The sequence below is a fragment of the Gracilibacillus suaedae genome (assembly GCF_017599345.1).
Classification (GTDB): Bacteria; Bacillota; Bacilli; order Bacillales; family Amphibacillaceae; genus Gracilibacillus; species Gracilibacillus suaedae.
On sequence record NZ_JAGFVL010000039.1, the window covers coordinates 76,159 to 99,606 of the forward strand.

The window sequence follows — 23,448 nt, forward strand, 5'->3', positions numbered from 1 at the left end:
AACTAGGTCGAAAGCACTTCTCATCTATCTAACATCTAGTCAAACGAAACAACAGTAGGTTGAATCATTGCTGCTCCTAAACCAGCTAAAACTCTAAAACATATCAATGCTAATAAGGAACCTGATATGCCGGTTACAAATGTTGCACCTGAAAATACAGCGATACCTGCTAATAACACTTTTCTTTTACCCATACGAGCGGGATATGCTTACCATTACTAATCCAAACACTGCATAAGATAAAGCATAAGATGTAAATAAGACCCCACTGAGTTCCATCTTTAAATCTAAATCATTACTTATTACTTGATTTCTGAATCTAATACTTTTGTTAGTTTATTTGTTTTTTGATGAAGAGTAAGGAAAAGCTGTACTTCTGCATTCGGATTATTTAATGGATGCCGCATATATGTTCACCACTTTTTAGGGAATTAATCCATTTTATTGTAACACCAAATAGTTAATCACCTAATCATATCAACCTTTTTATCCTTTTCAGAATCCGTTCTTCATTTAAGGAACAGAAACATACTCCGGCATGTCTATCCTTTTATATCAGTTATAAGGTCTGGTATTCCATCGGAAAAGTAATGGCCTTCTCTTTCTAACACTCTAGTAATAGCTTGTGGAAATTCGGTCGCGTAGTGATGGATGTGCGTAACCGGCACTACCATATCATCCTTGCTGTGATACAAATATATATGGGATATGTGTGGAAGGTTTGATGTGAAATTCTCTGCTAGGGTAAACTCCTCAGCCTGCCAGTCCTCCTCTTTTCCCCAGTATGGTGATGCAATTAAGAACAAACTAGAGACAACAGGCTTTACATCCATTTCCGAAAGATATTTTAATAAAACCGCCCCACCCAGCGAATGTCCAATCAGTATTACTTCATTATCCAAGTTAGCGAATATGTTTGTTAATGCTGCTTTCCATCTGGCATACTCAGGATTTTCTGGACTAGGCATCTTAGGAGATATCAAATGATAAGTATCACCAAGTTGACCTTGTAGATATTCGATTAAATCACTGCTTCCTTGCTGAGGACCCTGTGGCCCTGCACTATGGACAAAAAGTATTTGCTTTTTCACCTATTACACCTCCAGCACTATAGATCATGATAACTCGAATGATTTTGCTCCAATATTCGCTGCATTGTAAGAATCTGCCCCAAATGCATTGCCTCATGGAATAATCCAAGACTGGCAAACTCTTCAAAACGGTCGATCCCATCAAATGGTTCTGTTAAACGTTCTTGCACCTGTTCAGATGACATATTCCCGATTCGATTTACTTGATCTTGTAAATCTAATACTAATTGGTCCATGCTTGGTACATTTTGAGGCCAATCATTAGGTTTGGTACCTCTTCCAAACAACTTCTTATAATTATCTGGTAAGCTACTCTTACTTCGATGCGGGAAATTAGCAATTTCTTCTGCTATGACTAATACATGGCCAATCTGCCAATGAATCGTATTACGAAATCCAGGTGGCTGCAGATCAATCAAATCCTTCGCAATCGGTGAGATGGAATCAATAAACAACCCTCTCGTCAACTTATATTGATCAAATATTGTCATGTGCTTCCTCCTCCTTGGTTTAGTATTCAATCAAACATTAATGAGAGTATACCAAAGACTAACCAACACATTTCTTATTATTTGCTAGGGTTCTGCTCCATTTCATAAGTAAAAAACTCCGTTCACTTTTCACATGTGAACGGAGGTCATTAGCGATTTATAAAGTTAGTCTTACTAAATATTATTTGAAAGTATTTCTGCCAACCGATCAGGATAATCTGTAAAAATGCCGTCAACTCCCCACCTTATCATTTGTACCATATCCTCTTCCGTATTGACTGTATAAGTATGAACGTGTAAATCTTCATTATGAATCTTTTGAACGAGCTCTTGATCTAACTCTTGATAGGAAACACCTACTCCTGATGCATATTGTCGAATCTGATTGTAATTAGCGGACTTTGCTTCATCTTTATACAACAGTTGAATAAGCGGAATTGACTCATATTTTGCATGAATTTGTTCCAATGTCTCTGCACTAAAGGATTGAATGATGACTTTATTTTCTTCGATTAGGTGGTAGTCCTCTAACATGCTAAGAAATTTGTCAGTCATCACAGGATCTGGGTCTTTTATCTCGATATAATAATTGCTATGTAAACCGAAAGTATCGAAAATCTCTTCTAAAGTGGGCACTTCTATTCCAACATAATAATCGTCTACTTTTTCAGGATAAGCAATATTGAACCAAGTCCCAGCATCCAATTTTTTCAGTTCAGTAAGAGACATATCTTCAACTAAACCACTTCCATTTGTCGTACGGGAAACATCCTCATCATGCAGCGCAACTAACTCTCCATCAGCTGTCATATGTATGTCAATCTCTAAATAATCTGCATTCATCTGTTGAGCAGACTCATAAGCAATTAATGTGTGTTCTGGTGCATAGCCGGATGCTCCACGATGGGCGATATTCAAAATTTTGTCAGAAGATAAAGAAACGGGTGATACACTATTAACATTTCCCACCTTTTCCTCAGCCTTCCATAAATATGTTCCTCCAATTATCATTATCACAACAAAAAGTACGATGAAGCTCCATTTCCAAGTTGTCTTCACAACATCACCTTCACTACTCTAAAAATGTTTCTAACTATAGATCCAGAAAGGTAAAAACACCCATTTATTGTCTACAAAAAACACCATGATAATTCCTATGAGGACACCTATACTTGAAACCATTAAAATTTGAGCTTTATTTTTAATCCAACCGAACGTATAACCAACAGCCAACACGAGTGGTATAAATGTTAATCCTACTGTCAGTTGCCCTATAGAAAACCCCGCCAAGAAACTAAATATATAAATACCAATTGCAGATATCCAGTAATAATGACGTTTCCCGCTAATAGCTAAAATCACTGATATAAGTGCTACAATTAAGGAGGAATATGCGAAGACAGTATACAATAGCTTCACTCACCATAGTTAGCTTTTTATTCTATACCAATATTGATACGCTTCTGTAAAGCCTAGCTTTTCGTATAGCTTTAGAGCTGGTTTATTATGTAACATCACTTGAAGATATGCCTTTTCTGCACCATGGTTCTTTCCCCAATTTAGAATGGAAGAAACGAGTTCTATACCATATCCTTTGTTCCTATGCTCTTCACTCGTAACAATATCGTATAATCCTATCCATCTGTCTTCTAGCACACCCATTCCACATGCGAGCGTTTCTTCCTTCCTGTTAATCAAACGAACATAACAAACATCTGCATGGATATGGTTTAACATCTGTTTAAGCGTATACTGGTCCGTAACTTTTATATGATTTAATTCACAAAAATCAGTAAACCAATTATCATCTAATTGATTATCAATAAGAGCCTTGTTCGAGAAAGATATCTCTCTTTCGTCAAGCGATAATAATTGAACACTCGTCTTTCCAACAAGATCATACCCTATCCGTTCTAGAATGCTGTCTAATTGATCAGGGAAAACGTGAGTTGTTAGTTTATAGATAACTTTTAATCCTTTGCTTTGGTATACTTTTTCACATTTCTCTATCTTTCGGTTAATATCTTCTTGTGAATCATATAACGGATTAATAGAGTTTGCTCTTTTTGCATAACCATTGGAGAAGCGTAATACCCACCCATCCAAAAGTTGTGTTTGCAGTGAGGGGAAAGCATTCATGGATAGCTCTTCCATTTTTCGAATATCTATATGACTACTCATGTTTTACTATCTCCCTTGATAATATGAATCCACTAAATGGGTTGCGTATCGAATATTTTCATCAGGATAAGGAATATTCTTCAAGTGATAAACTTCTATAGACACTTCATGAAACAAATTCATGGTATTTTTAAGCGCTTTCCACACATCATCTTCTTCGTAATGTGCATATATATGCTTGAATTGGGAAACGAATTTAGTATCAGCCCATTCCTCAACAAAACGAAACGCGTGCCATGTATTATACTCCATGCCATTATTTAATTTTGCATGTATTCGAATAAAAGAGATAAGCAGGTGTTTCATATAACTATCAATTATTGATTTCCCTTCTAACAACTCAGCTCTCCGTAGTTTTTTTGCAGCTAGAACGGCGTGATACCAGAAATCGTGCAACATATTTTCTATTTCTTCTGGTATTTCATTTTTAATGAGGTTTGCTTTAATATTCTTTTTCAGGCGTGGTATGATATTATCCTTATCTACTAGTACTTTAGTTCCTTTGGAAAGAACACTTAACACTTGATGATGAGATTCCATCTCTGCAATTGCTGATATAGGAAAGCAAGCAAAGTCGACATCCAGTCCACCATCAAATAAAACTCTTCTTTCGATCCCTCCACCAACTGCTGTTTGTTCAAGAAAAGTAAGATAATACCTACCTATCTGAGCTAACCATTTGGTATGATGGAGTAATGAATTGGGATTGTCGGCAAATAAAACGAGATCTAGATCTGCATATTGATCAGCTGGCTTTTCTCGCCTTGCTCTTGAACCAACTATTATTGCTACTCGGATATTTTGCTCTCTTTCAGCAAATGATTGAAATCTCTCTGTTATGATATCGTATGTCAAATTAACCAAATTCATCCACCTACCATCTTTCTGTATCCTCTAGGTCTAGATCAGTTATTACTGTTTGGCATAGGGATATTTGTTAGAACTATTAACTATTATTTTTTCTCTGTTGGTTCCGCTCCCCATTTATGTATATAAGTTCCCTCATATTTCAACATTCGATCGATTAATTTTTTTGATTCATTTTCTATTAAAATAAGTTCTTTATATTCCGGTTTCACAAAGCCTTGCTCTATCATATGATCAAAAAGCGTCATAATCGGATCATAGTATTTATTGATGTTAAGTAGTGCACATGGCTTCTTATGGTAACCTATTTGAGCCCAAGTGAATACTTCAAACCATTCTTCTAACGTCCCTGTTCCGCCTGGTAATGCAATAAATCCGTCCGCATAGTCTGACATCATCGCTTTTCGTTCATGCATCGTTTGCACGACATGTAGTTCAGTCAGTTTCTCATGGGCAATCTCCACATTCTTTAACTTTTCTGGGATGACACCAATCACATTACCACCATTTTCTAAGACGCCATCTGCGACAGCTCCCATACACCCGACATTCGAACCGCCGTATACAAGATCAATACCGTTTGCTACTAATAGTTGTCCTAACTTCTTTGCCTCTTCTACATAAATCGGGTCTGTCCCCTTACTAGATCCACAATAAACTGCTAACCTTTTCATAACTATTACCTCACTCATCCATTATTGATTTCTTCATATATTACTATATTAAACCATATTCCAACTTATGCCTATTATAGAAAGAGCTATTACAACATTTCACTTTGAAATCAGAAAGTTATCTCAAGCATTGCTTTCATATCATCTAAAATATCTTTATGTGTGTCCACAGTGACAAGCGGATGATCAGAATTGTCAAGTTGATTATAGTTGAACAGAATCGTTCCATCCTCCAAAATTTGAAACCCATAATCTTCTTTTTGAATATTTGTACTCTCACCTTCAAAAAAGCCAAACATATAGTAACTATCATGATTCTCTAGTATTCTAATTAGTTCATCATTGTCAATTTCTTCTGCTTCCAGTCCTTCCACCGTAGATAACGCTTGTTTTATTTTTTCCGGATCTTCTATCAGCATCGCGAGTTTATCTGAAGTAAAATTATTTTCTACCTTTTGCACAAATAGCGTATTGGCAAAATCTTTATTCTCTATTTGAACCGTTTTTTCCTCAGTAGAACAAGCACATAATAGGATAGAAAGAATGACTAGTATAAAAGATACCTTCTTCAATGTTGAATTGCTCCTTCCGTGAATGTATGTACACATAAGACAATTTCTTGTCCCTATATTTTTTTCTATATTAAAGGAGACGATTTCATTACATGTAAGGTTTCATTTATCCATATTAAATTAATATTACAGTTTTATGTCTTTCATTGTTATATGTATCTTAGCAATTCTATCTTGATCTTAACACAAACTTATTCTGTAAAAAAAAGGGGGAAATAGATACAATAGATACAATAGATACAACTACATATATATGCCATCGTATTTTCAGAACTTATTTTAACTAAAGGAAGTGTATATTAATGAAAACAGAAAAGGAAAAAATGCTAGCAGGCGAAATGTACAATCCATCTGACCCACAATTATGGAGTGATCGAGAGTATGTAAGAAAATTGGTGAGAGAATATAATCATACTACGGAAAAGGAAACTAATAAACGAGAAAAGCTATTGAAAGAATTACTAGGTTCTTCTGGTGAAGGTGTATTTATGGAACCTAATATACGCTTTGATTATGGTTATAACACTTATGTTGGTAACCATTTTTTTGCTAATTTTGACTGTACGATTTTAGATGTTTGCGAAGTCCGCTTTGGTGATAATTGCATGTTAGGTCCTAACGTTCAAATCTATACAGCAACACATCCACTTCACCCTGACGATCGTAATTCTGGCAAAGAATATGCAAAACCAATTACGATTGGCAATAATGTATGGTTTGGTGGTGGAGCAATCATTAATCCCGGTGTAACCATTGGCGACAATGTCGTAATTACATCCGGAGCGGTAGTCACCAAGGATGTACCTAGTAATGTTGTCGCAGGTGGTAATCCGGCAAAGATTATTAAACCAATACAGGTGTAGCTGATTCATTTCAGGTATCATTTTTCATTCTCTACACACCACCAACTGGAAAAAGATAAAACCTGAAGTGACAGTCTCTTCAGGTTTTTTATATTATATTGTCAGCTTTTTGTGAATGAAGATATCCATCAGTTTATACACAAAGAAAAGGCCGAAAAAGCCAATTCCATATAACATGAATGTTACTTCAAGTACGATACTAATTAATGGCGGATCTGTAAGCACATTTGATATCACTAGCAATATGAGCGATGCGGTTATTCCTAACAACGCATATCCCCCTAAATAATAATGAGCATGCATGTTGAAAATTTGAGTGTTTTTGGATATGGAAGAAAACTCATTCACTTTAAATTCGTTTATAGCAGCTATGATCGCATCTTCTTTTGTCATCCCCTGCTCTATTAGATCTTGAGAATAGTCTTCTAGATATGCTTGTAACTCTAATCTTTCATCATTGGATAATACGAGATTATCAACAAATGCTTTAATATTGTTATTCCTTTTGTACATACCATTTAGACGAATATGACCAATATAATTGAACACCGCCCAAGCAAAGACAATTAAAAGGCTAATTGCGTAGGCAACTAGTGCAACCTTGGGCGATCCAGTCTGATGAAACGCTAGATCCATATATATAGTAGTGGTGAATACTAATATTGATATAAATAGTAGCCAACTATATTTTATGTCCTTTAGATAAAGTAATTTTTTGATGAAATGTTTCACATTACATTCCTCCACGTTGAACGATTTTAGACTAGTCTTTTTTATCCTACAAGAATAGGATGACAAGAACTCCGACTATCAAACAATAATAGGAAAAGTAGCCTAAATTACCTCTTGTCATGATATTAATAAACCATCTTAGAGAAAATAAAGTGGCAATGAAAGTGGCTACAAACGCAACCGCATATGGAATTATTAATTCCGAAAAATTTGGATCATTTACAATTTCGGGTATTTCCAAAATTCCTGTACCAAGACTTACTGGAATATAAAGTAAGAACGCAAACCTTAACGCTGTTTCCTGTTTCATCCCTACAAGCATAGCCCCTACAATCGACGCTCCTGAACGACTGATCCCTGGCGTTACAGCTATTGCCTGGGCAAAACCCACAATAATCGAATCTTTTATTGATAGATCTCCGTCGTATTTTCTACCCTTGAGGTTTCGAATCATCCATAATGCAACTGCAGTAATGAGTAAAGTAACACCCACAACTTTTGTATTGCTTAGCCATTCACTAATTACATCTCCAAACAGTACGCCAATGACACCAACAGGAATAGTAGCAATAATTAAATATACAATAAATTGAAAATCGCTCTTTTGCTCATACTTACGAGTTACAAGAAATTGCACACCATTTTTCGCTAAGCGAACTATATCTGTTCTGTAGATAACAAGAACCGCTAAGAGAGAAGCGAAATTAACAAATATTTCAAATGAAAGCCCGGTTGCTTCAATACCAAAAAGCTCTCGTAAAATGATAAGGTGACCGCTTGAAGAGATCGGAATAGGCTCCGTGATCCCTTGTGTTAAACCTAACAATAAATACTTTATCACTGTCCATAATTCTGTAAAACCTTCCATTATTAGATCCTCCTTCATTTTTCCTAAGGCAACATGCCCAAACTTTTAGCGTAATATAAACTTTTTTATATAAAGCGTTGTACTAACTGAGCCATAAGCTCCCAGTCTTTTTTATACTGGTTATACTGTTGCTGTCCCAGTTCAGTTATTGAGTAATATTTTCGTTTACCTCCTTGACTCTCTTTCCCCCAGTAAGAAGTAATAGCGCCGTTTTTCTCTAAACGTTTTAATGACAAATAGAGAGTTGCTTCTTGTATATTGAAGGAACCATCAGATTTATCTTTAATCCGTTTGGATATCTCGTATCCATATCCTTCCTTATCCTGCAGAAGTGAAAGTATAAGAAGATCAATAGTACCTTTCAGCATTTCCTTATTCAATGATCTACCCCCTACACAATTACCTTGTAATATTAAGTAATTTCAGTATACTGCACATTACTTAATAATACAAGGTAATTCCTAAAAATATAACCTATGGATACACTATTGGATTTCATAATAATAATAGATTTTCAATGACATTTTAGAATTTCAGAAAAAATATAAAGAGCTGCCACCTATTGGTGGCAGCTCTATTTTACTTCCTGTTTCGCGAGAGAAATTCATTCACAAAGAGCTATATCGTTCTTTCATTTTTAATAGAATCTCTTAAAACTTTCAAAGTGTTTCTTCCAATAAGAATTATCCAGACTAGTAATCACAACCCCATTGGAACTTGCATGGATAAACTTATTATCTCCTAAATAGATCCCCATATGAGAGATACCAGATTTATAGGTTCCTTCAAAGAATACTAGGTCTCCTACTTTTGGATTATTCACATAATAGGAACGATCATAGTATCCAGAACTGGAAAGACGGCGAATATCCATACCAGCTTCCTTGTAAACATAATATATGTATCCACTACAATCGAATCCACTTGGAGTTGCTCCACCCCATGCATAACCAGTGCCTTTCAAACCTGTCGCTACTTCAATAAGCTTGTCAACATTGTATTCTACATCAACAGTTGACTTGTCACTAGAACTACTATTCTTGGAAGAGGACCCACTGCTTTTTGCTTCTCCGATGTTTAATTTTTGCCCGATATAGATTGTATCTGAGCTTAAATTATTCCATTTCTTCAGATTGGCAACTGTCACACTGTGCTTTGCTCCAATATGAGATAGTGTGTCACCAGATTTTACAACGTACACAATAGAAGACCCAACACTTTGTTCTTTAGGTTTCGACTTAGAAGTGGAAGTGTTATTGTTTTTAGAACTGCTACTAGTTTTAGTAGGTTCTGCAACAACAAAAACATTTCCTGGATAAATTAATGTAGTATCTAAATCATTCCATTTCATTAGATCGTTAAGTGAAATACTATGTTTGGATGCAATCGCACTTAACGTATCTCCGCTTTTCACGGTATACTTCTTGGTAGAACTGGATTGTTCTGTTTGGCTACTCTCATTGTCTTTATTTTTAGTATTACTACTACTTGTATTACTACTACTTGAAGAGTTTTTGCTAGTTTGTAGAATTTGATTCGGATAAATGACATCTGAAGTGAGCTTATTGATGTCGATTAATGATTGTACATTGGTGTCATATTTTTGTGCTATCTTCCATAATGAATCTCCACTTTTGACTTTATATGATGCAGCTTCTGCTTCATCTGCACCTACCATTGCTGCTGCAATCGCTGCACCTAAGGTAACCGACATAACCACTTTTTTATTTGCCAATTTCCATATCCTCCTATTTTCTAAAAAATGTGGCGTTGATTTAAAATAAAGCTCGATTAATACACACGTATATTCATCTAATCGAAAAAGTATGGCATGACTTTTATACTAACACACGTGACTTTATTTTAAATCTACTTGAGGATATTATATCTTTTTTTAGAAAAAATTGATAGATAAATAGAGAAATTATTAAAAAAATTGTTAAACTTTCCCGAAAAATAGGAGATAACTAGAAATGAGCAGAAAGACTCACGTCAATTTCTGAAGTATGTGGCAGACCACTGTAATAATGAATCATCATACAGTGTAGTTAATCCCTTTATTCTCATCCCATATTCCACGGCTTTTTCGAATTTGCAAAATTTGTCCAATGTGATAGGCAATGTGTAAGTTTATGTAAGTAAGACTTTGTGAATGCCTTTCTATATATTCTTCATCACATCGTTTTAGTTCATCTATCCAATCTTTCATTATAGTAAATAATTTGTTCACCAGTAATTCCCAACTCATCTCGCTTGCCACACTAAATGTTGTCTTATTGTCTTTGACACTTACATCTTCAGCTATATCTTTGAATCGATTTAATTCTAATAGATTATAAAAGTATACGTGATGTACAATCTCCATTATAGAATGGGTAGAATTTTCACTTTTGTAAGAAGCTTGATAAGAACTTACCCCCTCTAGCGCAGTCTTCAAAGATACAAACCAAGTATCCCTGTTATAACAAGCTTCAAATTGGTTCAAAATAAATTCCTTTGTGTTCATTTTACTCACTCCTATGTTTATTTTACGCATATGATTAAACGGTAGTTGGTCCGACAAACAGGTGATAATACCCATTTAATGGTAAGCGTTAATCTGTTCTATGATATACTAACATATACAGACAAAATATATTATAGGTGGAGTAGGTAAATGAGTGAAAAACTGACAATTTATGATGAGAATCGCAATGAAATAGGCGTAGCAGATAGGGATGAAGTGCATAAGAACGGGTATTGGCATGAAACATTTCAATGCTGGTTCGTTGATAACCATGATGGTATAGATTATATTTATTTGCAAAAACGCAGCAATGATAAAAAGGATTTCCCTAACCTTTTTGACATAACTGCTGCTGGCCATTTATTAGCAACGGAAACTGTTGCAGATGGTGTTAGAGAAATAGAGGAAGAACTTGGGGTTGATGTAGATTGGAATCATTTACTATCATTAGGCGTTATCGAAGATCCCATTGAAACAAATAGCTTTTTGGACAGAGAGTGGGCAAATGTCTTTCTATACCGTGTAAAAGAAACCGATCAGTTTAACTTGCAACAAGAAGAGGTTGCTGGGATTGTGAAGGCAACGTTTCATGATTTCTATAATTTGTGCTTTGATCAGAAAAAGGAAATTAGAGTAGATGGTTGGGAAATAAATGAACTCGGGGAGAGAACCGTCATTAACAAAAAGGTAAGTTTAAAAGATATTGTTCCCCATCGAAAAGCATATTTCCAACAAGTTGTGAAGTGGATTGTTGATAACAAATAATAATTAGAATCACTGGACTTACTTAGCGGTTGTTGAGGAGGAAAAATGACACAAACTTATGATTTTCTCACTGAAAAAAGTAAAAAAATCCTCCAAGCATCCGGAGAGTTGCATGTGAGTCTTGATTAAAATCTAGAACATTCATTACTATTTTGATGTACCACAAATGTGATTACATTCGATTTTAATAGAACGGGTTTCTCATCACGTACAATCTGATATTCCAATGGTCTTACTAACTGTTTGACGACCTTCCATCCCTTATAATTGTTAGTTAACTTATCGATCATTCGGTCTGTTGTAAGGTTGACCTCCATTAATGCATCATGTCGCTTATTTGTTTCGATTTCAATCTCTTCTATTTCGGAATTGATGATAATGCAATTTATACCACCTTTTTTGGTACCTTGAGTCATCTGATTAAGAACTCTTTCCAGAATATTCTCGGAACTAACATGTTCTAAGCTTGATACCGCAACAATCACATCATATTCCTCTTCTTTTATGGAATATTGGTCAATATCGGCTTTTTCTGTTTCAATAATGTCTGCCACATCAAACTCTTTACTGTATTCTATTAATTTCTCTATTGCTGAATCTAGTAAATCAACACAAACAACTCTTCCACCTTTGTCTTTGATTTCCTCAGCAATTGGAATACTATTTCTTCCCACACCTGCACCCAAATCCAAAACATTTAAAGGAGCTTTACCTTCAAGTAATGCTATAGATTCCATTACTGACTTCACCGGTTTGTATAACCACGAGCCTTTCTCAAACAATCGATAATTATCGTAACAATGGTCGTGATACTTCTTTTCTTCCTTACGAATAAATTTTATCCTGTCCATTTACTCCCCTCCACATCTGTTATCGGATACAGGAAGTTATTTCTAATTACCTTACCTCTTTTCTATATAATATCAATAATTGGAGCAAAATGTGAAGTTACCTATATTTCGAACCGAATTCACTAAATCCTTTGAGTAAAATGAAAGGATAGCTTAAAATGAAATTATGACTAAGACTTCTTTTTAAATCAAAAATGAATACGATTACATTTAGGTAAGGAAATTTTCTAAAAAAGAAAGGGTTGGAATTCTATGTCCAAAAGTACCGTATGGCCAGCAGAATGGAAAAGATATAAAGATCGCTTTTCGGGAGTAACCATTACACAATTAACAGATTATACTGGTCACAGTCATCACCTCTATTTTACAGAAAACGGTTGGTACGATAATGGTAATAAGATATTGTTTTGCTCGGATCGAGAGAATAAAACCAATTTATTTAGCGTGAATGTATCCACTGGAGAGATTGTACAATTGACCGATCACGATACGACATATGGTAGTTTACCCGCTTGCTTACATCCAAATGGACAATTCGCTTTCTTCAGAAAAGAACATCAAATTATCGAAATTGATTTAATCACCTTGAAAGAAAGAGTGATTCATGAAGGAGACCCATCACTAGTTGGAGGTAATATTAACTGTACTGCAGATGGGAAATATATTATTACATGTCAACATGAAGATTTTAAAAACAAATTTCCAATTGATTTAAAAAATGGCTATGTAGGTCATCGTGAATTAATGGAAGCAAAGCCTTACTCGCAAATTCTTCAAATAAAGATTGAAGATGGTGAGTCTACCATAGTATTTGATGATCATAACTTCATCACACATATCAATACTTCACCTACCCATCATAATCTGATCACATTCTGCCATGAAGGTCCGTGGCATCTTGTCGACCATCGGATATGGGGACTTAATTTGGAAACAAAAGAAGTATGGAAGATTCGTGAAAGAAAGGAACCTCGTGAGATGGTTGGGCATGAATACTGGTATCCAGATGGTGAACATATCGGGTATCATGGGTTCAGGGAAAATGGAACTGCCTTTTTCGGAAAAATACACTATCGCAATACAGATCTGGAAGAGATAGAGTTTTCATTCCGCAATTGGCATGCACATTCTCACGGATTTTCGAAGGTTGTAATAGATGGTAGATCACCGCTCGATAAGTTAATTGTCTGGGAACAGGTTGATGGTACGTTTTCCAATCCAAAAATATTATGTGAACATCGTTGCAGTTTCCATGTACAAAAGGTACATGCCCATCCACAATTTAACCCAGATGGCACGAAATTGTTGTTTACTAGTGATAAAAATGGCTACGGGAATCTGTATTTAATTGATTTGCCGGAGCGTTTTGAAAGTTTACCAGATTTTGATGCAAATAATCATTAACTAACATAGCATTCATTTTGAAAATATTTTTACGAAATGAATGCTTGTTATTTTTTTTGGATTTAAGCAATTTATGGCTTCGTATAAGTAGCTAATTCAATGAAGCCAACCACTACCACACTTACGAAGATAAATAGAAATAAGCCGAGCGACCACCAAGCAAATGTATTTTTATACTTTAATCTTGTAAAACTCAATAGTCCAGAAATAACCCCTAGAACGGGAACAATCAACAGAAATACATTAGAAAACAACGGTAAACCAATGGACGTCATTAACATCATATTAAAATAGGCTAAGGTTAATAAGGCACAAATAAATGAGAATATGCTTAACCTTGTCTCTCGTAGCTTTGGTTTTTTGCTGTTACTTCGTTTTACCAATTCCATAACCGAACCTCCCCAATCGATATCGTTCGAATGGATTCGTTGTCTCTTAACTGTAAAATTTCTTTAGCAGGACCCGTAATGACTCCTCCATAGGCATGCAGCCCATGTTTTTCGATATAATTAATACGATAATCTAGATCTAACCATTTTGCATGCGCAATGTTAGTTGCCTGTTCTTCATATTCTTTAAGAAACACAAGACTCTCCATAAATTGTTCATCATTTGGCTCTCTCCCATTGTATGGAGACCATGCATCCGGATCTGGCTGGGCAGGATACCCAATTGGAGCTAAATAGCCTCCATCAAGACTTTTCCCTGATGCCTCTAAACCAGTGTCAATAGCATACCATCTCCATTCCACATCAACATCTTCTATGACCTCTTTGGCATTTTCAGGTTGGATTAACTCATCCAACGATACATATACTTCAGCAACTGTTCCTTCCGGGAGCCTTTCTAATCTATTCCATGCAGCCATATCTCGATTGGTTATGGCTGCTTCTGGATGATAGAGTTTTTTCGTATCATAATAAGGAATAGCTTCTGGCGGATTTTCTGATATATAATTTCTCTGAGGGAATTCGGCATCATCATATTGATAAGTTACTTCCCAATCGCCTTGTTTGATATCACTTTTTCCTACTCTTTTATATAAATCCATTGTAACTTCAAATGTAAATAACCCAAACGCTCTCTCGATATCCATTTCTTCTAAACTGACATTTGGTTCTGTTATATAAACGGTTTGAATCGGAACTTGGATAAGGTCTTCTGCCTTTTGATTCCATGCATAGTAAATATAACTAGCTAGTGTGAGGATCGGATAAATTAACAAAAGAATCATGATGACGTATGCCGCTAAGGAAAACTTTGCATTTCGCATGCTATTATTGAGAATCTTATTCACTTTTTCAGGTGGTAGGTCATCAGGCTGGTACTCAGCTTCAGCATCTAATTCCTCTGAGATAACTTCCTGATAAGCATTTAATTTTTCTAGATCTCTTTCGACTTCTTCCGCTTCTTCCTCTGTGAGATTTCCTTCATAATATTTTTGTAATTTATTTTTCCATTCATCACTCATTCTCGACACTCCCTTTCCTATAGAGCTGTCTAAGTTTCCCTCTTCCTCTAAAAATATGGGTTTTTAATGTATTTTCTTTTATAGCTAGAATTGAAGCTGCTTCTTTATAAGAAAACCCTTGTAAGTCACACAATACTATCGCTTTTTTCTGTATCGGCTTTAATTGCTCTAGCTTCCAATACAATTCCTCTTTGTCGGTATTTTTTTGCCATTCCGTTTCTACAGTATTGTCGGATGAAAAAGTTATAAAATAATCTGGTGGTTGATAGTCCATTTTTCTCATTCGCCTCTTATAGTCAATAAATGTATAGTAAGCTATTTTTATTAACCAGGATTTAAGAGCCTTTGGCGGACTGCTATCTAACGCTTGGTATGCTTTCATAAATGTATCTTGTGTTAAATCCTCTGCTAAACCCTTATCCTTACAAAGGGAGAGAAGATATCTATAGACATCATGGATATATAATTTATATAGTTGTTGAATATCCAATTTTTCTCCCCCCTTCACTAAACAAACGGATATTAAATCTTTAAAGTTGCACTTTTTTATATTTTTTCCTTTTTTTCTCTGATACTATGGAATTGTATTGTTTTTTTACCCGAACATATATAAGATAAAGATAGAGATGTATCGAAAGGGGAATTCTTCTACATGTGTCCAATTCTGTAATGAATGATGTATCAAAATAAATAACTGCTTATCCAGAACGCTAAAGGGATAGGTATGTCTATTTATTGCATGCTATTCATTACAGGGATGCGCGGTGTGGAGGTATGAATATCCATTGACTAAGCAGATCCCATGTGGATCTGCTTTTGTTATATGAGACTGTTACATCTCTATTGCCCCTTAGCGAGTATCCCTAAAAATCAGGGGGTATATAAAATGAGTCAGTTTCAACGTAAAGTGGCACTAATTACGGGAGCAAGTAGCGATAAGGATATGGGAACAGCTATCTGTCGTAAGCTAGCTGCTGAAGGTATTGATATTTTCTTTACGTACTGGAAAGCAAACTCCGATTGGAAAAAAACATTTCAACAAGAGATAAGAGAAATGGATGTGCGTTGCGAAAGTTTGGAAATAGACTTATCTCACGCAAATGCAGCTATTGAAATGCTTGATACAGTTACCGATAAGCTTGGTTTACCATCAATATTGGTAAACAATGCGGCCCATTCAACAAGGGATGGTTATGTACAATTAGATGCCAAAACGCTTGATGACCATTATGTAGTCAATATGCGATCAACTTTTCTCCTTTGTGTCGAATTTGCTCGTCTGTTTGAAAAATCTAATTTAGATACAGGAAGAATGATCAATATGACCTCAGGACAAGATCTCGGACCTATGACGGGAGAGTTAGCTTATGCAGCAACTAAAGGCGCCATTTCTAGCTTTACTAGATCATTATCACAGGAACTTGCACCATTGGGAATAACGGTTAATGCTGTTAATCCAGGGCCAACTGATTCAACTTGGATGACAGATGAAATAAGAAATACACTTTTACCTAAGTTTCCTATGGGGCGAATTGGTAGACCAGAAGATGTGGCTCGTATCATTAGATTTCTTGCAAGTGATGAAGCTGCATGGATAACAGGACAGGTTATAAATTCTGAAGGTGGGTTTATTAGAGGTTAATGAAATAGGCTAATTGATGAACTGTTTTAGATCACTCATTAGTATAGCCCTATTTGTCTATTTGCTTAATTAAATTCAATAATACAAAAAGCATCCATTTCGAAAAATTCGAAATGGATGCTTTTCATTTATCTTCAGAATAATACTTCTTGATTTATTAAAAGGCTTGTCGAAAATCTCTATTAGACTTACATATAATAGAGTAATCAATAGATCGACTTCATATGAGAGGTGGCGCCGAATATTAGTATTTCACATTTCAAAGTATTTACTGTAATGATTCGCACAATTGGGATTAAATGGTGCATTACAATTACTACACTTTTGATTTTGGATATATTCGTTTATTGTTAATTCATGAAAACAATTACCACAAAGTATTGCTTTTTCATTAAACTCTTCCTTTACCCAAATTTGTCGCTCATGGTCAGTACTTGCATCATGGCATTTATAACAAGGATAATAGCTATTACAACATTTAAACTTGATCGATACAATATCATTTTTCCCATGATAATGTTTACACCTACCTGCAGAGTCAACAGGGAATCCAAGTATCTCCATCATTACACCTCTTTTATGGCTTCTTTGTAGCATAATCAAATATTCTCATATTTTATTACACGATGCAAAAAAGTGTTGCTTAGAAATATCCAAGCAACACCACTTAAACAAACGAAGGTAATGGATCCTTAAAGGAATGATTCTCTTTTTCTTCTTCGGTTACTAAACACGCATTCAATGAATTAATAATAGCTTCCTTATCCATATTACTCCCAATAAAAACAAGCTCTGTCATTCTATCTCCTGTTTGTTCATTCCACCCTTCAAACAATGCAGGGTCCTGTGCCTTTAATTTTTCTTGTTCCTCTTCAGTGTAGCTAGCTAACCACCTACCTGCACCTTCTAAAGTTAACATCGATCCCGCTTGTGACAAGAGTCCTGCAACTTCATTTCTTGTCACTAACCAAAAGAAACCTTTTGCCCGAATAATTTCTGATGGCCAATTTTCCAACCATTGATGAAAACGCTCTGGGTGGAAGGCTTTCCTGCTTCTATAAACAAATGAACTAATACCATACTCTTCCGTTTCCGGGGTATGCTCCTCATTCAATTCCTTAATCCAGCCTGCTCCTTGACTTGCCTCTTCAAAATTAAAATGATTAGTATGAAGTACCTGTAATGGATCAATTTGTCCAAAGCTTGTCGGAATAATCTTTGCTTCCGGATTTAATTTAGTAAGCAAGTTGTTTAATTTTGTTACTTCACTGTCAGACAGCCTATCTATTTTATTTAAAACCATCACATTCGCAAACTCAATTTGATCAATTAGTAAATCAACAATACCTCTTTCATCATCATCGGAAACGTGTAATTGCCTGTCGATTAATAAATCCTCCGATTGATAATCTTCCCAAAACTGCTGACCATTGACAACTGTTACCATGGTATCAAGTTGGAAAAAGTTATTTAAGTCTATTCCTAATTCTTCATCATGATAGACAAAACTTTGTGCTACTGGAATAGGCTCAGACACACCACTTGATTCGATTAACACATAATCCATATCCAGTTTTGCCAATTTCTCTAATTCCACTACTAAATCTTCTCGTAGTGTGCAGCAAATACAGCCATTTGTCATTTCTACCATATTTTCTGCTGTTCTCACAAAGCCACCTTCTTTCACAAGCTTTGCGTCCACATTAATTTCGCTCATATCGTTAACGATAATCGCTATTTTTAATCCATGCTGATTTTTCAGGAGATGATTAAGTAAAGTTGTCTTACCAGCTCCTAAAAATCCGCTTAAAACTGTTACCGGTATTTTTTTACTCATTACTTGTCTTCCTCTCTATCCATATACACTCGACTAGGTGTAGCACCTTCTTGAAATAAATACTTTCCACTATAACCTTCGGTAGCTTGATCAACTTGCGCTATTACCAATTGACACACCCGCATACCGACTTTTAATTGAACAGGTACACGATTTGCGTTAAATAACTCTAAAGTGATTTGACCGGAGAAGCCCGGATCAATCCAACCCGCGTTTTGAATAAAAACACCAAGTCTTCCGACGGAACTTCTCCCTTCAACAAAAGCCGTTAAATGGTCAGGTAAACGAATTTGCTCTAATGTTGTTCCTAACATAAAAGTCTTTGGTGGAATCGTGACAACTCCCCCATCTGTTACTTGCATTTCATGATAACTTGCCGACTTGTCGACAGATAAATAAAGGGTAGACATGTCATCTACTACTAAGAAATGCTTTCCTAAACATAAATCAATCGACGCTGGCTGTATGCTTACATCCTTGTAAGGAATAATTGAAATTATTTCATCGTGTATGAATTGTTTAATCGTTTGTCCTGATAAAATCACCTATTCTCACCCCTAATTAAGAAATTCGCCAGTTAAATGGATTTCTAAATTTCGACCAATCTTCGGTCATTTCTGACTCACTTAACAAACAACGTTCCAATTCGCTCTTTATTTCTTCAACATCTAAATCCATTCCAATGAAAACTAGCTTAGTATGGCGATCTCCAAAATCAGCGTCCCATAAATCTTTCACTTCAGGATTATTCTTAAAAATTTCCTTTTGTTGGCCTTTTGGTAATGATGCTACCCAATAGGCTAACGGTTCAACCGATACTGATGGACCAGCTTGCGATAACAATAAAGCCATATCATAATGAGTCGCACACCATATCACACCTTTTATCCGAACAATTTCTTTTGGTAAATCTTGATACCAGCTCATTAATCGTTCCGTGTGAAAAGGCAGTCTGGATGTATACACGAACGAACTAATTCCGTATTCCTCTGTTTCCGGGGTATGATTCTCTACTCCAGCATTGAGTTCCTTCAACCAACCAGCTGATTCACTAGCTTTCTCAAAATCAAATAAACGGGTATTTACTATTTCTTTTGGATCTACCTTACTATGTTGGGTTCGGATAATTTTCGCTTCAGGCTGTAACTTACGTATGACTTTCTCTAACTTCTGTAGATCTTCCTCTTTCACTAAATCTGTTTTATTCAAAATAAGGACATTACAGAATTCAATTTGGTCAAGTAATAAATCGGCAATATTGCGCGTATCTTCGTCACCTACCGCTTGTTGTCTTTCTAGCAAGCTGTCTCCTGAACCGAAATCATGCCAAAAGCGATTAGCATCGACAACTGTAACCATCGTATCCAAGCTGCAATATTTCGTTAGATCAATTCCCATCTCTTCATCAATATAAGAGAAAGTTTGTGCAACTGGAACAGGCTCACTAATTCCGGATGATTCAATCAAAATATAATCAACAACACCTTTTTTCACGAGTCTTTCTACTTCTACCAATAAATCCTCTCGTAATGTACAGCAAATACAACCATTAGACATTTCTACTAATTTTTCTTCGGTACGGGAAAAGCCACCTTGTGATTGTACTAACTCACTATCTATATTGACTTCACTCATGTCATTGACAATTACCGCAACCTTTAATCCTTCTCGGTTATGTAAGACATGATTCAATAGCGTAGTTTTTCCAGCGCCTAAATATCCACTTAGTACAGTAACAGGAATCTTTTTCATTTATTACTCCTCCTTTTATAACGGTGTTAATCGTCGGTAAAACCCCACTGAGGGAAGTCATGCTTTAGGATAAGAAATATAGTCCTGCAGCAAGAAAAGCTGCACTAACGACACTTGTCAGCATTTGCTTCCACGCAATGGATAAAGCATTCTTCCAACTTAGTTCTCTACCGATAGTAAATAACGTAACAAGACAAGCTGATAGTGTTGATGCTAAGTAAACAAGCATAAATATTTGACTGATTGACATATCCATGAACAAACTGCCCTGCCCCTCATTTAAGACAAGTAATCCATCCTTTCTAATAAAGGAAAAGATCAATCCAGGTGCTACATCTGTTGGTAATGAAAATAGATATAATAACGGCATTGCAAGCCAACTAAAAATGGATAATATTCCTACTGTTTCTAGTACAGATGCAATCAAACAAATCAACAAGAAAATCGGCATAGCTTGAAGTAAAAATTGTTTAATCACACTAGAAACCTTCCACCAAAATGAACTCCAATTGATTCCTTGTAAATAAGGTAGGGGGGCAATTCTAGTTAGCTCGTTCGTGGTGGTTCTGTTCCAAATCCTTGTATGAATAGCTCCAACTACAAAAAGGAAGAACAAATAAGGAATAAATAATAAAGGAGCATGTGCTGCATTGAAAATAGATAACGTTGCTCCTATTTGATAACTGCAGGCTGAACCAAAAGCAAGCATTGATACACAAGATACTCGGGTGCAGCTACTACAGCTTCTGCTTTGCATGACTGCGACAACGTTACAACCAAAACCAGTGATAACAGGAAGCAAATCTCTTCCTGTTAATCCAATTTTACGAAGCCATGGATCTAACGCATTTGTTAAATGCTCTTGTATACCTATCTCTTCTGTAATAGTCGTAGTTACGCTAATTAACAAGACAACAGGAAATGCCCAGAGAAACGAGTACCAACCTAAGGTAATGACTCCATAATCACCAACCAATACATTTGCTAAAAAGCCAGGTGTCTGCTCTAGCCATACAGTTATCGGTGTAAGCAGATACTGATCTGTAATCGGTTCTAGCCAACTGACAAATAAATAGGCTGCAAACACTGGTAAAGCAAACATAGACAGTATAATCAGGCAAGCTAGCATTGGTCCTACTAACCTCAAACGGAACACCGGAATCAGTTTATTAACTGGATTAGGTGTTGAAGGTAGAAAACGAAGAATACTTGCAGTAACAGCCCAACTTCGAGCATGCTCGATACATGTGATTACTTTTGCTTGTTCTGCTTGGTCCATTTTTCTAGCATTAACCCAAACAACTGGTAATTGTAACAACTCCTTTACTCTTTTTTGTTCAGCGTTAGAAGGCTGGTATTTATCCTGGTGAGTTGCTACAATAGCTACTTGTTTACCTTTCAAATTCAATTCTTTCTGTAACTGTATTAACTCCTCCTTCAGTTCCGTTGCTTTAACAACTAATAGAATAGTTTGATTCTCTTCTAAATGATCTAATGTCAGCTGTGTACTTATGCTGTCCATATCGAATTGAAGTCCTGGTAAATCTGTTAATCGCATATTACTGTTTAATTTACAGGACGCCGTGAGGGCCGCTATGGTGGAGCCTTTCACATTACTTGTCAGTGCGCGTTTTTCACCAGTCAAATGGCGAAACAAACCTGATTTACCAACAGATTCACAACCTACTAGCATCACATCTATTGGACAAGCAGCAGAAGACTGCACGCTTTCTAGCATTGACACCTCTCCCCACACATCGAAAGATCATCAAGATAGAAGTTCTCTCGTTTGTACTCTGCTAATATCGATAAATCTAAGCCTAACTGGCTACCAATCGTTTCTGCTATGATTGCAAATCGCTGACGAAATTTGTAAATATAACAGAAAATATGATCATCGTGGCGAAGTTCTGGTCCTGCTAAAAATAAACCAGGAGTCGTTTTAGCTTCATCTTTTTCATTGACTAGTACTTCGCCATGCTCGCCACGTGTGACTAGATTTTCGATCTTCGATGTACTGCCCGAGAAACCAGTAGCTAATATGGGCTTCTCTGCTGTTGAGTAAACTTTCCCTCTACTTGTATAAACGTCATAACCCGAAGACACTGACTCTATTCTTGTGACAATTGTGTCGCCAACCACCGTTAACAAATGGGAGCCTAACAAATGACGAACACGACTATATGTGTAAGGAGACAGAGCTATACTTGGATCACTATCATCAATTTCCCAAGTATTTGTTTTAGCTATTAAAGTAGTTTTCTTACCTAAACGTCCTAATTGGAATGCGGCATCCATACCACTTTCATAACCTCCGATGATAATAAAATCATCACCTTCTAGCTCTTGCCAAGATGGAATTAAACTATTGTGCACGCCAAGCTCTGCACCTGGGAAAGACTTTAAATCGGGATATTGATACTGCCCTGCTGCCCAAATAACATAGCGACTTTGATATGTCCCTTGGGTCGTATCTATCGAAAAAATACCATCTTTTTTATAGATTTGATCTACTTGTACTCCTTTTTCAATAGGAAGCGTAAAATGCGCTGCCACTATATCAAGATAATCTGCATATGCTTCACCAGTAGGATGTTCCATATCTAATGTGTAAGCTGGTGAAGTTTTCGGTACAATGGCATTTAAATCTGTCTGTCCAAACCCTTGCGCAGGAAACGAAGGGGTTATAAACCTCATTTCCTTAGGCCAACGCAGAAAAGATGCTCCTACTTCTTCTTTTTCTAATATCAAATAGGAAATACAGTTCATTTGTTGTAATAAAGCGGCGACACCAATTCCGGAAGGTCCAGCTCCTACAACGATGACATCATATATTTTATTCATTATTACCACCCCTCAAATCATAATGATTTCGATTTGC

Annotated in this window: 28 protein-coding genes; 4 read left to right on the top strand and 24 right to left on the bottom strand. The window is 36.0% G+C overall.

Going from position 1 to position 23,448, the window contains the following annotated elements:
* Positions 1-35: 35 nt before the first annotated feature.
* The 9 genes from J5J03_RS11230 to J5J03_RS11270 all read right to left on the bottom strand — a co-directional run bounded on the left by J5J03_RS11230 (position 36) and on the right by J5J03_RS11270 (position 5,876).
* Positions 36-194, bottom strand: a complete 159-nt coding sequence (locus J5J03_RS11230) for a hypothetical protein (protein ID WP_208589591.1) — start codon at positions 192-194, stop codon at positions 36-38.
* Positions 195-542: 348 nt separating this feature from the next.
* Complete coding sequence (locus J5J03_RS11235; protein ID WP_208589592.1) at positions 543-1,091, bottom strand: alpha/beta fold hydrolase; 549 nt, start codon at positions 1,089-1,091, stop codon at positions 543-545.
* A 17-nt stretch (positions 1,092-1,108) separates the two neighbouring features.
* Entirely contained in the window at positions 1,109-1,582 is a 474-nt protein-coding gene (locus tag J5J03_RS11240) for a DinB family protein (RefSeq protein WP_208589593.1), read from the bottom strand.
* A gap of 174 nt (positions 1,583-1,756) precedes the next feature.
* A complete protein-coding gene (locus J5J03_RS11245; RefSeq protein ID WP_208589594.1) occupies positions 1,757-2,641 on the bottom strand; it encodes a glycerophosphodiester phosphodiesterase in 885 nt (294 codons plus the stop codon).
* A gap of 30 nt (positions 2,642-2,671) precedes the next feature.
* Positions 2,672-3,001, bottom strand: a complete 330-nt coding sequence (locus tag J5J03_RS11250) for a hypothetical protein (RefSeq protein ID WP_407927831.1) — start codon at positions 2,999-3,001, stop codon at positions 2,672-2,674.
* A gap of 9 nt (positions 3,002-3,010) precedes the next feature.
* On the bottom strand, positions 3,011-3,763 hold the full coding sequence (locus J5J03_RS11255; RefSeq protein WP_208589596.1) for a GNAT family N-acetyltransferase: 753 nt from the start codon (positions 3,761-3,763) through the stop codon (positions 3,011-3,013).
* Between the two features lie 6 nt (positions 3,764-3,769).
* On the bottom strand, positions 3,770-4,627 hold the full coding sequence (locus J5J03_RS11260) for an aminoglycoside 6-adenylyltransferase (RefSeq protein ID WP_208589597.1): 858 nt from the start codon (positions 4,625-4,627) through the stop codon (positions 3,770-3,772).
* Positions 4,628-4,716: 89 nt separating this feature from the next.
* Positions 4,717-5,304 (bottom strand): LOG family protein, encoded by a 588-nt coding sequence (locus J5J03_RS11265; RefSeq protein WP_208589599.1) that lies wholly within the window; start codon positions 5,302-5,304, stop codon positions 4,717-4,719.
* Between the two features lie 110 nt (positions 5,305-5,414).
* Positions 5,415-5,876 carry a hypothetical protein gene (locus tag J5J03_RS11270; protein WP_208589601.1) on the bottom strand — a complete coding sequence of 154 codons (462 nt, stop codon included), beginning with the start codon at positions 5,874-5,876 and terminating at the stop codon, positions 5,415-5,417.
* Between the two features lie 302 nt (positions 5,877-6,178).
* On the opposite strand from J5J03_RS11270, the gene J5J03_RS11275 reads away from it, so the two are divergent.
* Complete coding sequence (locus J5J03_RS11275) at positions 6,179-6,739, top strand: sugar O-acetyltransferase (protein WP_208589603.1); 561 nt, start codon at positions 6,179-6,181, stop codon at positions 6,737-6,739.
* A gap of 93 nt (positions 6,740-6,832) precedes the next feature.
* On the opposite strand, the gene J5J03_RS11280 is transcribed toward J5J03_RS11275, so the two are convergent.
* From J5J03_RS11280 to J5J03_RS11300, 5 genes are all read right to left on the bottom strand, one after another.
* Positions 6,833-7,471: a hypothetical protein gene (locus J5J03_RS11280; RefSeq protein ID WP_208589605.1), complete on the bottom strand. Its 639-nt coding sequence runs from the start codon at positions 7,469-7,471 to the stop codon at positions 6,833-6,835.
* A 46-nt stretch (positions 7,472-7,517) separates the two neighbouring features.
* On the bottom strand, positions 7,518-8,339 hold the full coding sequence (locus J5J03_RS11285; protein ID WP_208589607.1) for an undecaprenyl-diphosphate phosphatase: 822 nt from the start codon (positions 8,337-8,339) through the stop codon (positions 7,518-7,520).
* A gap of 65 nt (positions 8,340-8,404) precedes the next feature.
* Positions 8,405-8,719 carry a PadR family transcriptional regulator gene (locus tag J5J03_RS11290; RefSeq protein WP_231710703.1) on the bottom strand — a complete coding sequence of 105 codons (315 nt, stop codon included), beginning with the start codon at positions 8,717-8,719 and terminating at the stop codon, positions 8,405-8,407.
* A gap of 257 nt (positions 8,720-8,976) precedes the next feature.
* Positions 8,977-10,074: a C40 family peptidase gene (locus J5J03_RS11295; RefSeq protein WP_208589609.1), complete on the bottom strand. Its 1,098-nt coding sequence runs from the start codon at positions 10,072-10,074 to the stop codon at positions 8,977-8,979.
* 300 nt (positions 10,075-10,374) lie between these two features.
* Positions 10,375-10,845, bottom strand: coding sequence for a DinB family protein (locus J5J03_RS11300; protein WP_208589611.1), 471 nt, complete (start codon positions 10,843-10,845; stop codon positions 10,375-10,377).
* A gap of 150 nt (positions 10,846-10,995) precedes the next feature.
* On the opposite strand from J5J03_RS11300, the gene J5J03_RS11305 reads away from it, so the two are divergent.
* Complete coding sequence (locus J5J03_RS11305) at positions 10,996-11,610, top strand: NUDIX hydrolase (RefSeq protein ID WP_208589613.1); 615 nt, start codon at positions 10,996-10,998, stop codon at positions 11,608-11,610.
* Between the two features lie 125 nt (positions 11,611-11,735).
* On the opposite strand, the gene J5J03_RS11310 is transcribed toward J5J03_RS11305, so the two are convergent.
* Entirely contained in the window at positions 11,736-12,461 is a 726-nt protein-coding gene (locus J5J03_RS11310) for a class I SAM-dependent methyltransferase (RefSeq protein WP_208589615.1), read from the bottom strand.
* Positions 12,462-12,713: 252 nt separating this feature from the next.
* Between J5J03_RS11310 and J5J03_RS11315 the strand changes: the two genes are divergently transcribed.
* Positions 12,714-13,865 carry an oligogalacturonate lyase family protein gene (locus tag J5J03_RS11315; protein ID WP_208589617.1) on the top strand — a complete coding sequence of 384 codons (1,152 nt, stop codon included), beginning with the start codon at positions 12,714-12,716 and terminating at the stop codon, positions 13,863-13,865.
* Between the two features lie 71 nt (positions 13,866-13,936).
* On the opposite strand, the gene J5J03_RS11320 is transcribed toward J5J03_RS11315, so the two are convergent.
* The 3 genes from J5J03_RS11320 to J5J03_RS11330 are packed head-to-tail and all read right to left on the bottom strand — an operon-like array spanning position 13,937 to position 15,826.
* A complete protein-coding gene (locus tag J5J03_RS11320; RefSeq protein WP_208589619.1) occupies positions 13,937-14,254 on the bottom strand; it encodes a hypothetical protein in 318 nt (105 codons plus the stop codon).
* Entirely contained in the window at positions 14,242-15,336 is a 1,095-nt protein-coding gene (locus J5J03_RS11325; RefSeq protein WP_208589621.1) for an anti-sigma factor, read from the bottom strand. The genes J5J03_RS11320 and J5J03_RS11325 overlap by 13 nt, the downstream gene beginning before the upstream one ends.
* Entirely contained in the window at positions 15,329-15,826 is a 498-nt protein-coding gene (locus J5J03_RS11330) for a sigma-70 family RNA polymerase sigma factor (RefSeq protein WP_208589622.1), read from the bottom strand. Before J5J03_RS11330 ends, J5J03_RS11325 begins: the two co-directional genes overlap by 8 nt.
* A gap of 396 nt (positions 15,827-16,222) precedes the next feature.
* Here J5J03_RS11330 and J5J03_RS11335 point away from each other — a divergent pair, with 396 nt between their 5' ends.
* Positions 16,223-16,978: an SDR family oxidoreductase gene (locus J5J03_RS11335; protein WP_208589623.1), complete on the top strand. Its 756-nt coding sequence runs from the start codon at positions 16,223-16,225 to the stop codon at positions 16,976-16,978.
* A gap of 252 nt (positions 16,979-17,230) precedes the next feature.
* Here the strand turns inward: J5J03_RS11335 and J5J03_RS11340 are convergent, their stop codons facing one another.
* The 6 genes from J5J03_RS11340 to J5J03_RS11365 form a co-directional block, all read right to left on the bottom strand.
* Positions 17,231-17,575 (bottom strand): CHY zinc finger protein, encoded by a 345-nt coding sequence (locus J5J03_RS11340; RefSeq protein ID WP_331460479.1) that lies wholly within the window; start codon positions 17,573-17,575, stop codon positions 17,231-17,233.
* A 70-nt stretch (positions 17,576-17,645) separates the two neighbouring features.
* Positions 17,646-18,815, bottom strand: coding sequence for a GTP-binding protein (locus J5J03_RS11345; protein WP_208589625.1), 1,170 nt, complete (start codon positions 18,813-18,815; stop codon positions 17,646-17,648).
* Positions 18,815-19,360 carry a dCTP deaminase gene (dcd, locus tag J5J03_RS11350; RefSeq protein ID WP_208589626.1) on the bottom strand — a complete coding sequence of 182 codons (546 nt, stop codon included), beginning with the start codon at positions 19,358-19,360 and terminating at the stop codon, positions 18,815-18,817. The genes J5J03_RS11345 and dcd overlap by 1 nt, the downstream gene beginning before the upstream one ends.
* A gap of 16 nt (positions 19,361-19,376) precedes the next feature.
* Positions 19,377-20,567 carry a GTP-binding protein gene (locus J5J03_RS11355; protein WP_208589628.1) on the bottom strand — a complete coding sequence of 397 codons (1,191 nt, stop codon included), beginning with the start codon at positions 20,565-20,567 and terminating at the stop codon, positions 19,377-19,379.
* A 64-nt stretch (positions 20,568-20,631) separates the two neighbouring features.
* The gene (locus tag J5J03_RS11360; RefSeq protein WP_208589630.1) at positions 20,632-22,305 is read right to left on the bottom strand and encodes a FeoB small GTPase domain-containing protein; all 1,674 of its coding nucleotides are present in this window, start codon (positions 22,303-22,305) and stop codon (positions 20,632-20,634) included.
* Entirely contained in the window at positions 22,299-23,411 is a 1,113-nt protein-coding gene (locus J5J03_RS11365; protein ID WP_208589632.1) for an NAD(P)/FAD-dependent oxidoreductase, read from the bottom strand. The genes J5J03_RS11360 and J5J03_RS11365 overlap by 7 nt, the downstream gene beginning before the upstream one ends.
* Positions 23,412-23,448 lie beyond the last annotated feature (37 nt).

Coding starts and splice junctions, on each gene's coding strand:
- J5J03_RS11325 (WP_208589621.1), bottom strand. CDS start 15,336: ATGAGTGATGAATGGAAAAATAAATTACAAAAATATTATGAAGGAAAT.
- J5J03_RS11310 (WP_208589615.1), bottom strand. CDS start 12,461: ATGGACAGGATAAAATTTATTCGTAAGGAAGAAAAGAAGTATCACGAC.
- J5J03_RS11340 (WP_331460479.1), bottom strand. CDS start 17,575: ATGCTACAAAGAAGCCATAAAAGAGGTGTAATGATGGAGATACTTGGA.
- J5J03_RS11345 (WP_208589625.1), bottom strand. CDS start 18,815: ATGAGTAAAAAAATACCGGTAACAGTTTTAAGCGGATTTTTAGGAGCT.
- J5J03_RS11240 (WP_208589593.1), bottom strand. CDS start 1,582: ATGACAATATTTGATCAATATAAGTTGACGAGAGGGTTGTTTATTGAT.
- J5J03_RS11255 (WP_208589596.1), bottom strand. CDS start 3,763: ATGAGTAGTCATATAGATATTCGAAAAATGGAAGAGCTATCCATGAAT.
- J5J03_RS11230 (WP_208589591.1), bottom strand. CDS start 194: ATGGGTAAAAGAAAAGTGTTATTAGCAGGTATCGCTGTATTTTCAGGT.
- J5J03_RS11265 (WP_208589599.1), bottom strand. CDS start 5,304: ATGAAAAGGTTAGCAGTTTATTGTGGATCTAGTAAGGGGACAGACCCG.
- J5J03_RS11300 (WP_208589611.1), bottom strand. CDS start 10,845: ATGAACACAAAGGAATTTATTTTGAACCAATTTGAAGCTTGTTATAAC.
- J5J03_RS11305 (WP_208589613.1), top strand. CDS start 10,996: ATGAGTGAAAAACTGACAATTTATGATGAGAATCGCAATGAAATAGGC.
- J5J03_RS11285 (WP_208589607.1), bottom strand. CDS start 8,339: ATGGAAGGTTTTACAGAATTATGGACAGTGATAAAGTATTTATTGTTA.
- J5J03_RS11355 (WP_208589628.1), bottom strand. CDS start 20,567: ATGAAAAAGATTCCTGTTACTGTACTAAGTGGATATTTAGGCGCTGGA.
- J5J03_RS11320 (WP_208589619.1), bottom strand. CDS start 14,254: ATGGAATTGGTAAAACGAAGTAACAGCAAAAAACCAAAGCTACGAGAG.
- J5J03_RS11315 (WP_208589617.1), top strand. CDS start 12,714: ATGTCCAAAAGTACCGTATGGCCAGCAGAATGGAAAAGATATAAAGAT.
- J5J03_RS11335 (WP_208589623.1), top strand. CDS start 16,223: ATGAGTCAGTTTCAACGTAAAGTGGCACTAATTACGGGAGCAAGTAGC.
- J5J03_RS11275 (WP_208589603.1), top strand. CDS start 6,179: ATGAAAACAGAAAAGGAAAAAATGCTAGCAGGCGAAATGTACAATCCA.
- J5J03_RS11365 (WP_208589632.1), bottom strand. CDS start 23,411: ATGAATAAAATATATGATGTCATCGTTGTAGGAGCTGGACCTTCCGGA.
- J5J03_RS11360 (WP_208589630.1), bottom strand. CDS start 22,305: ATGCTAGAAAGCGTGCAGTCTTCTGCTGCTTGTCCAATAGATGTGATG.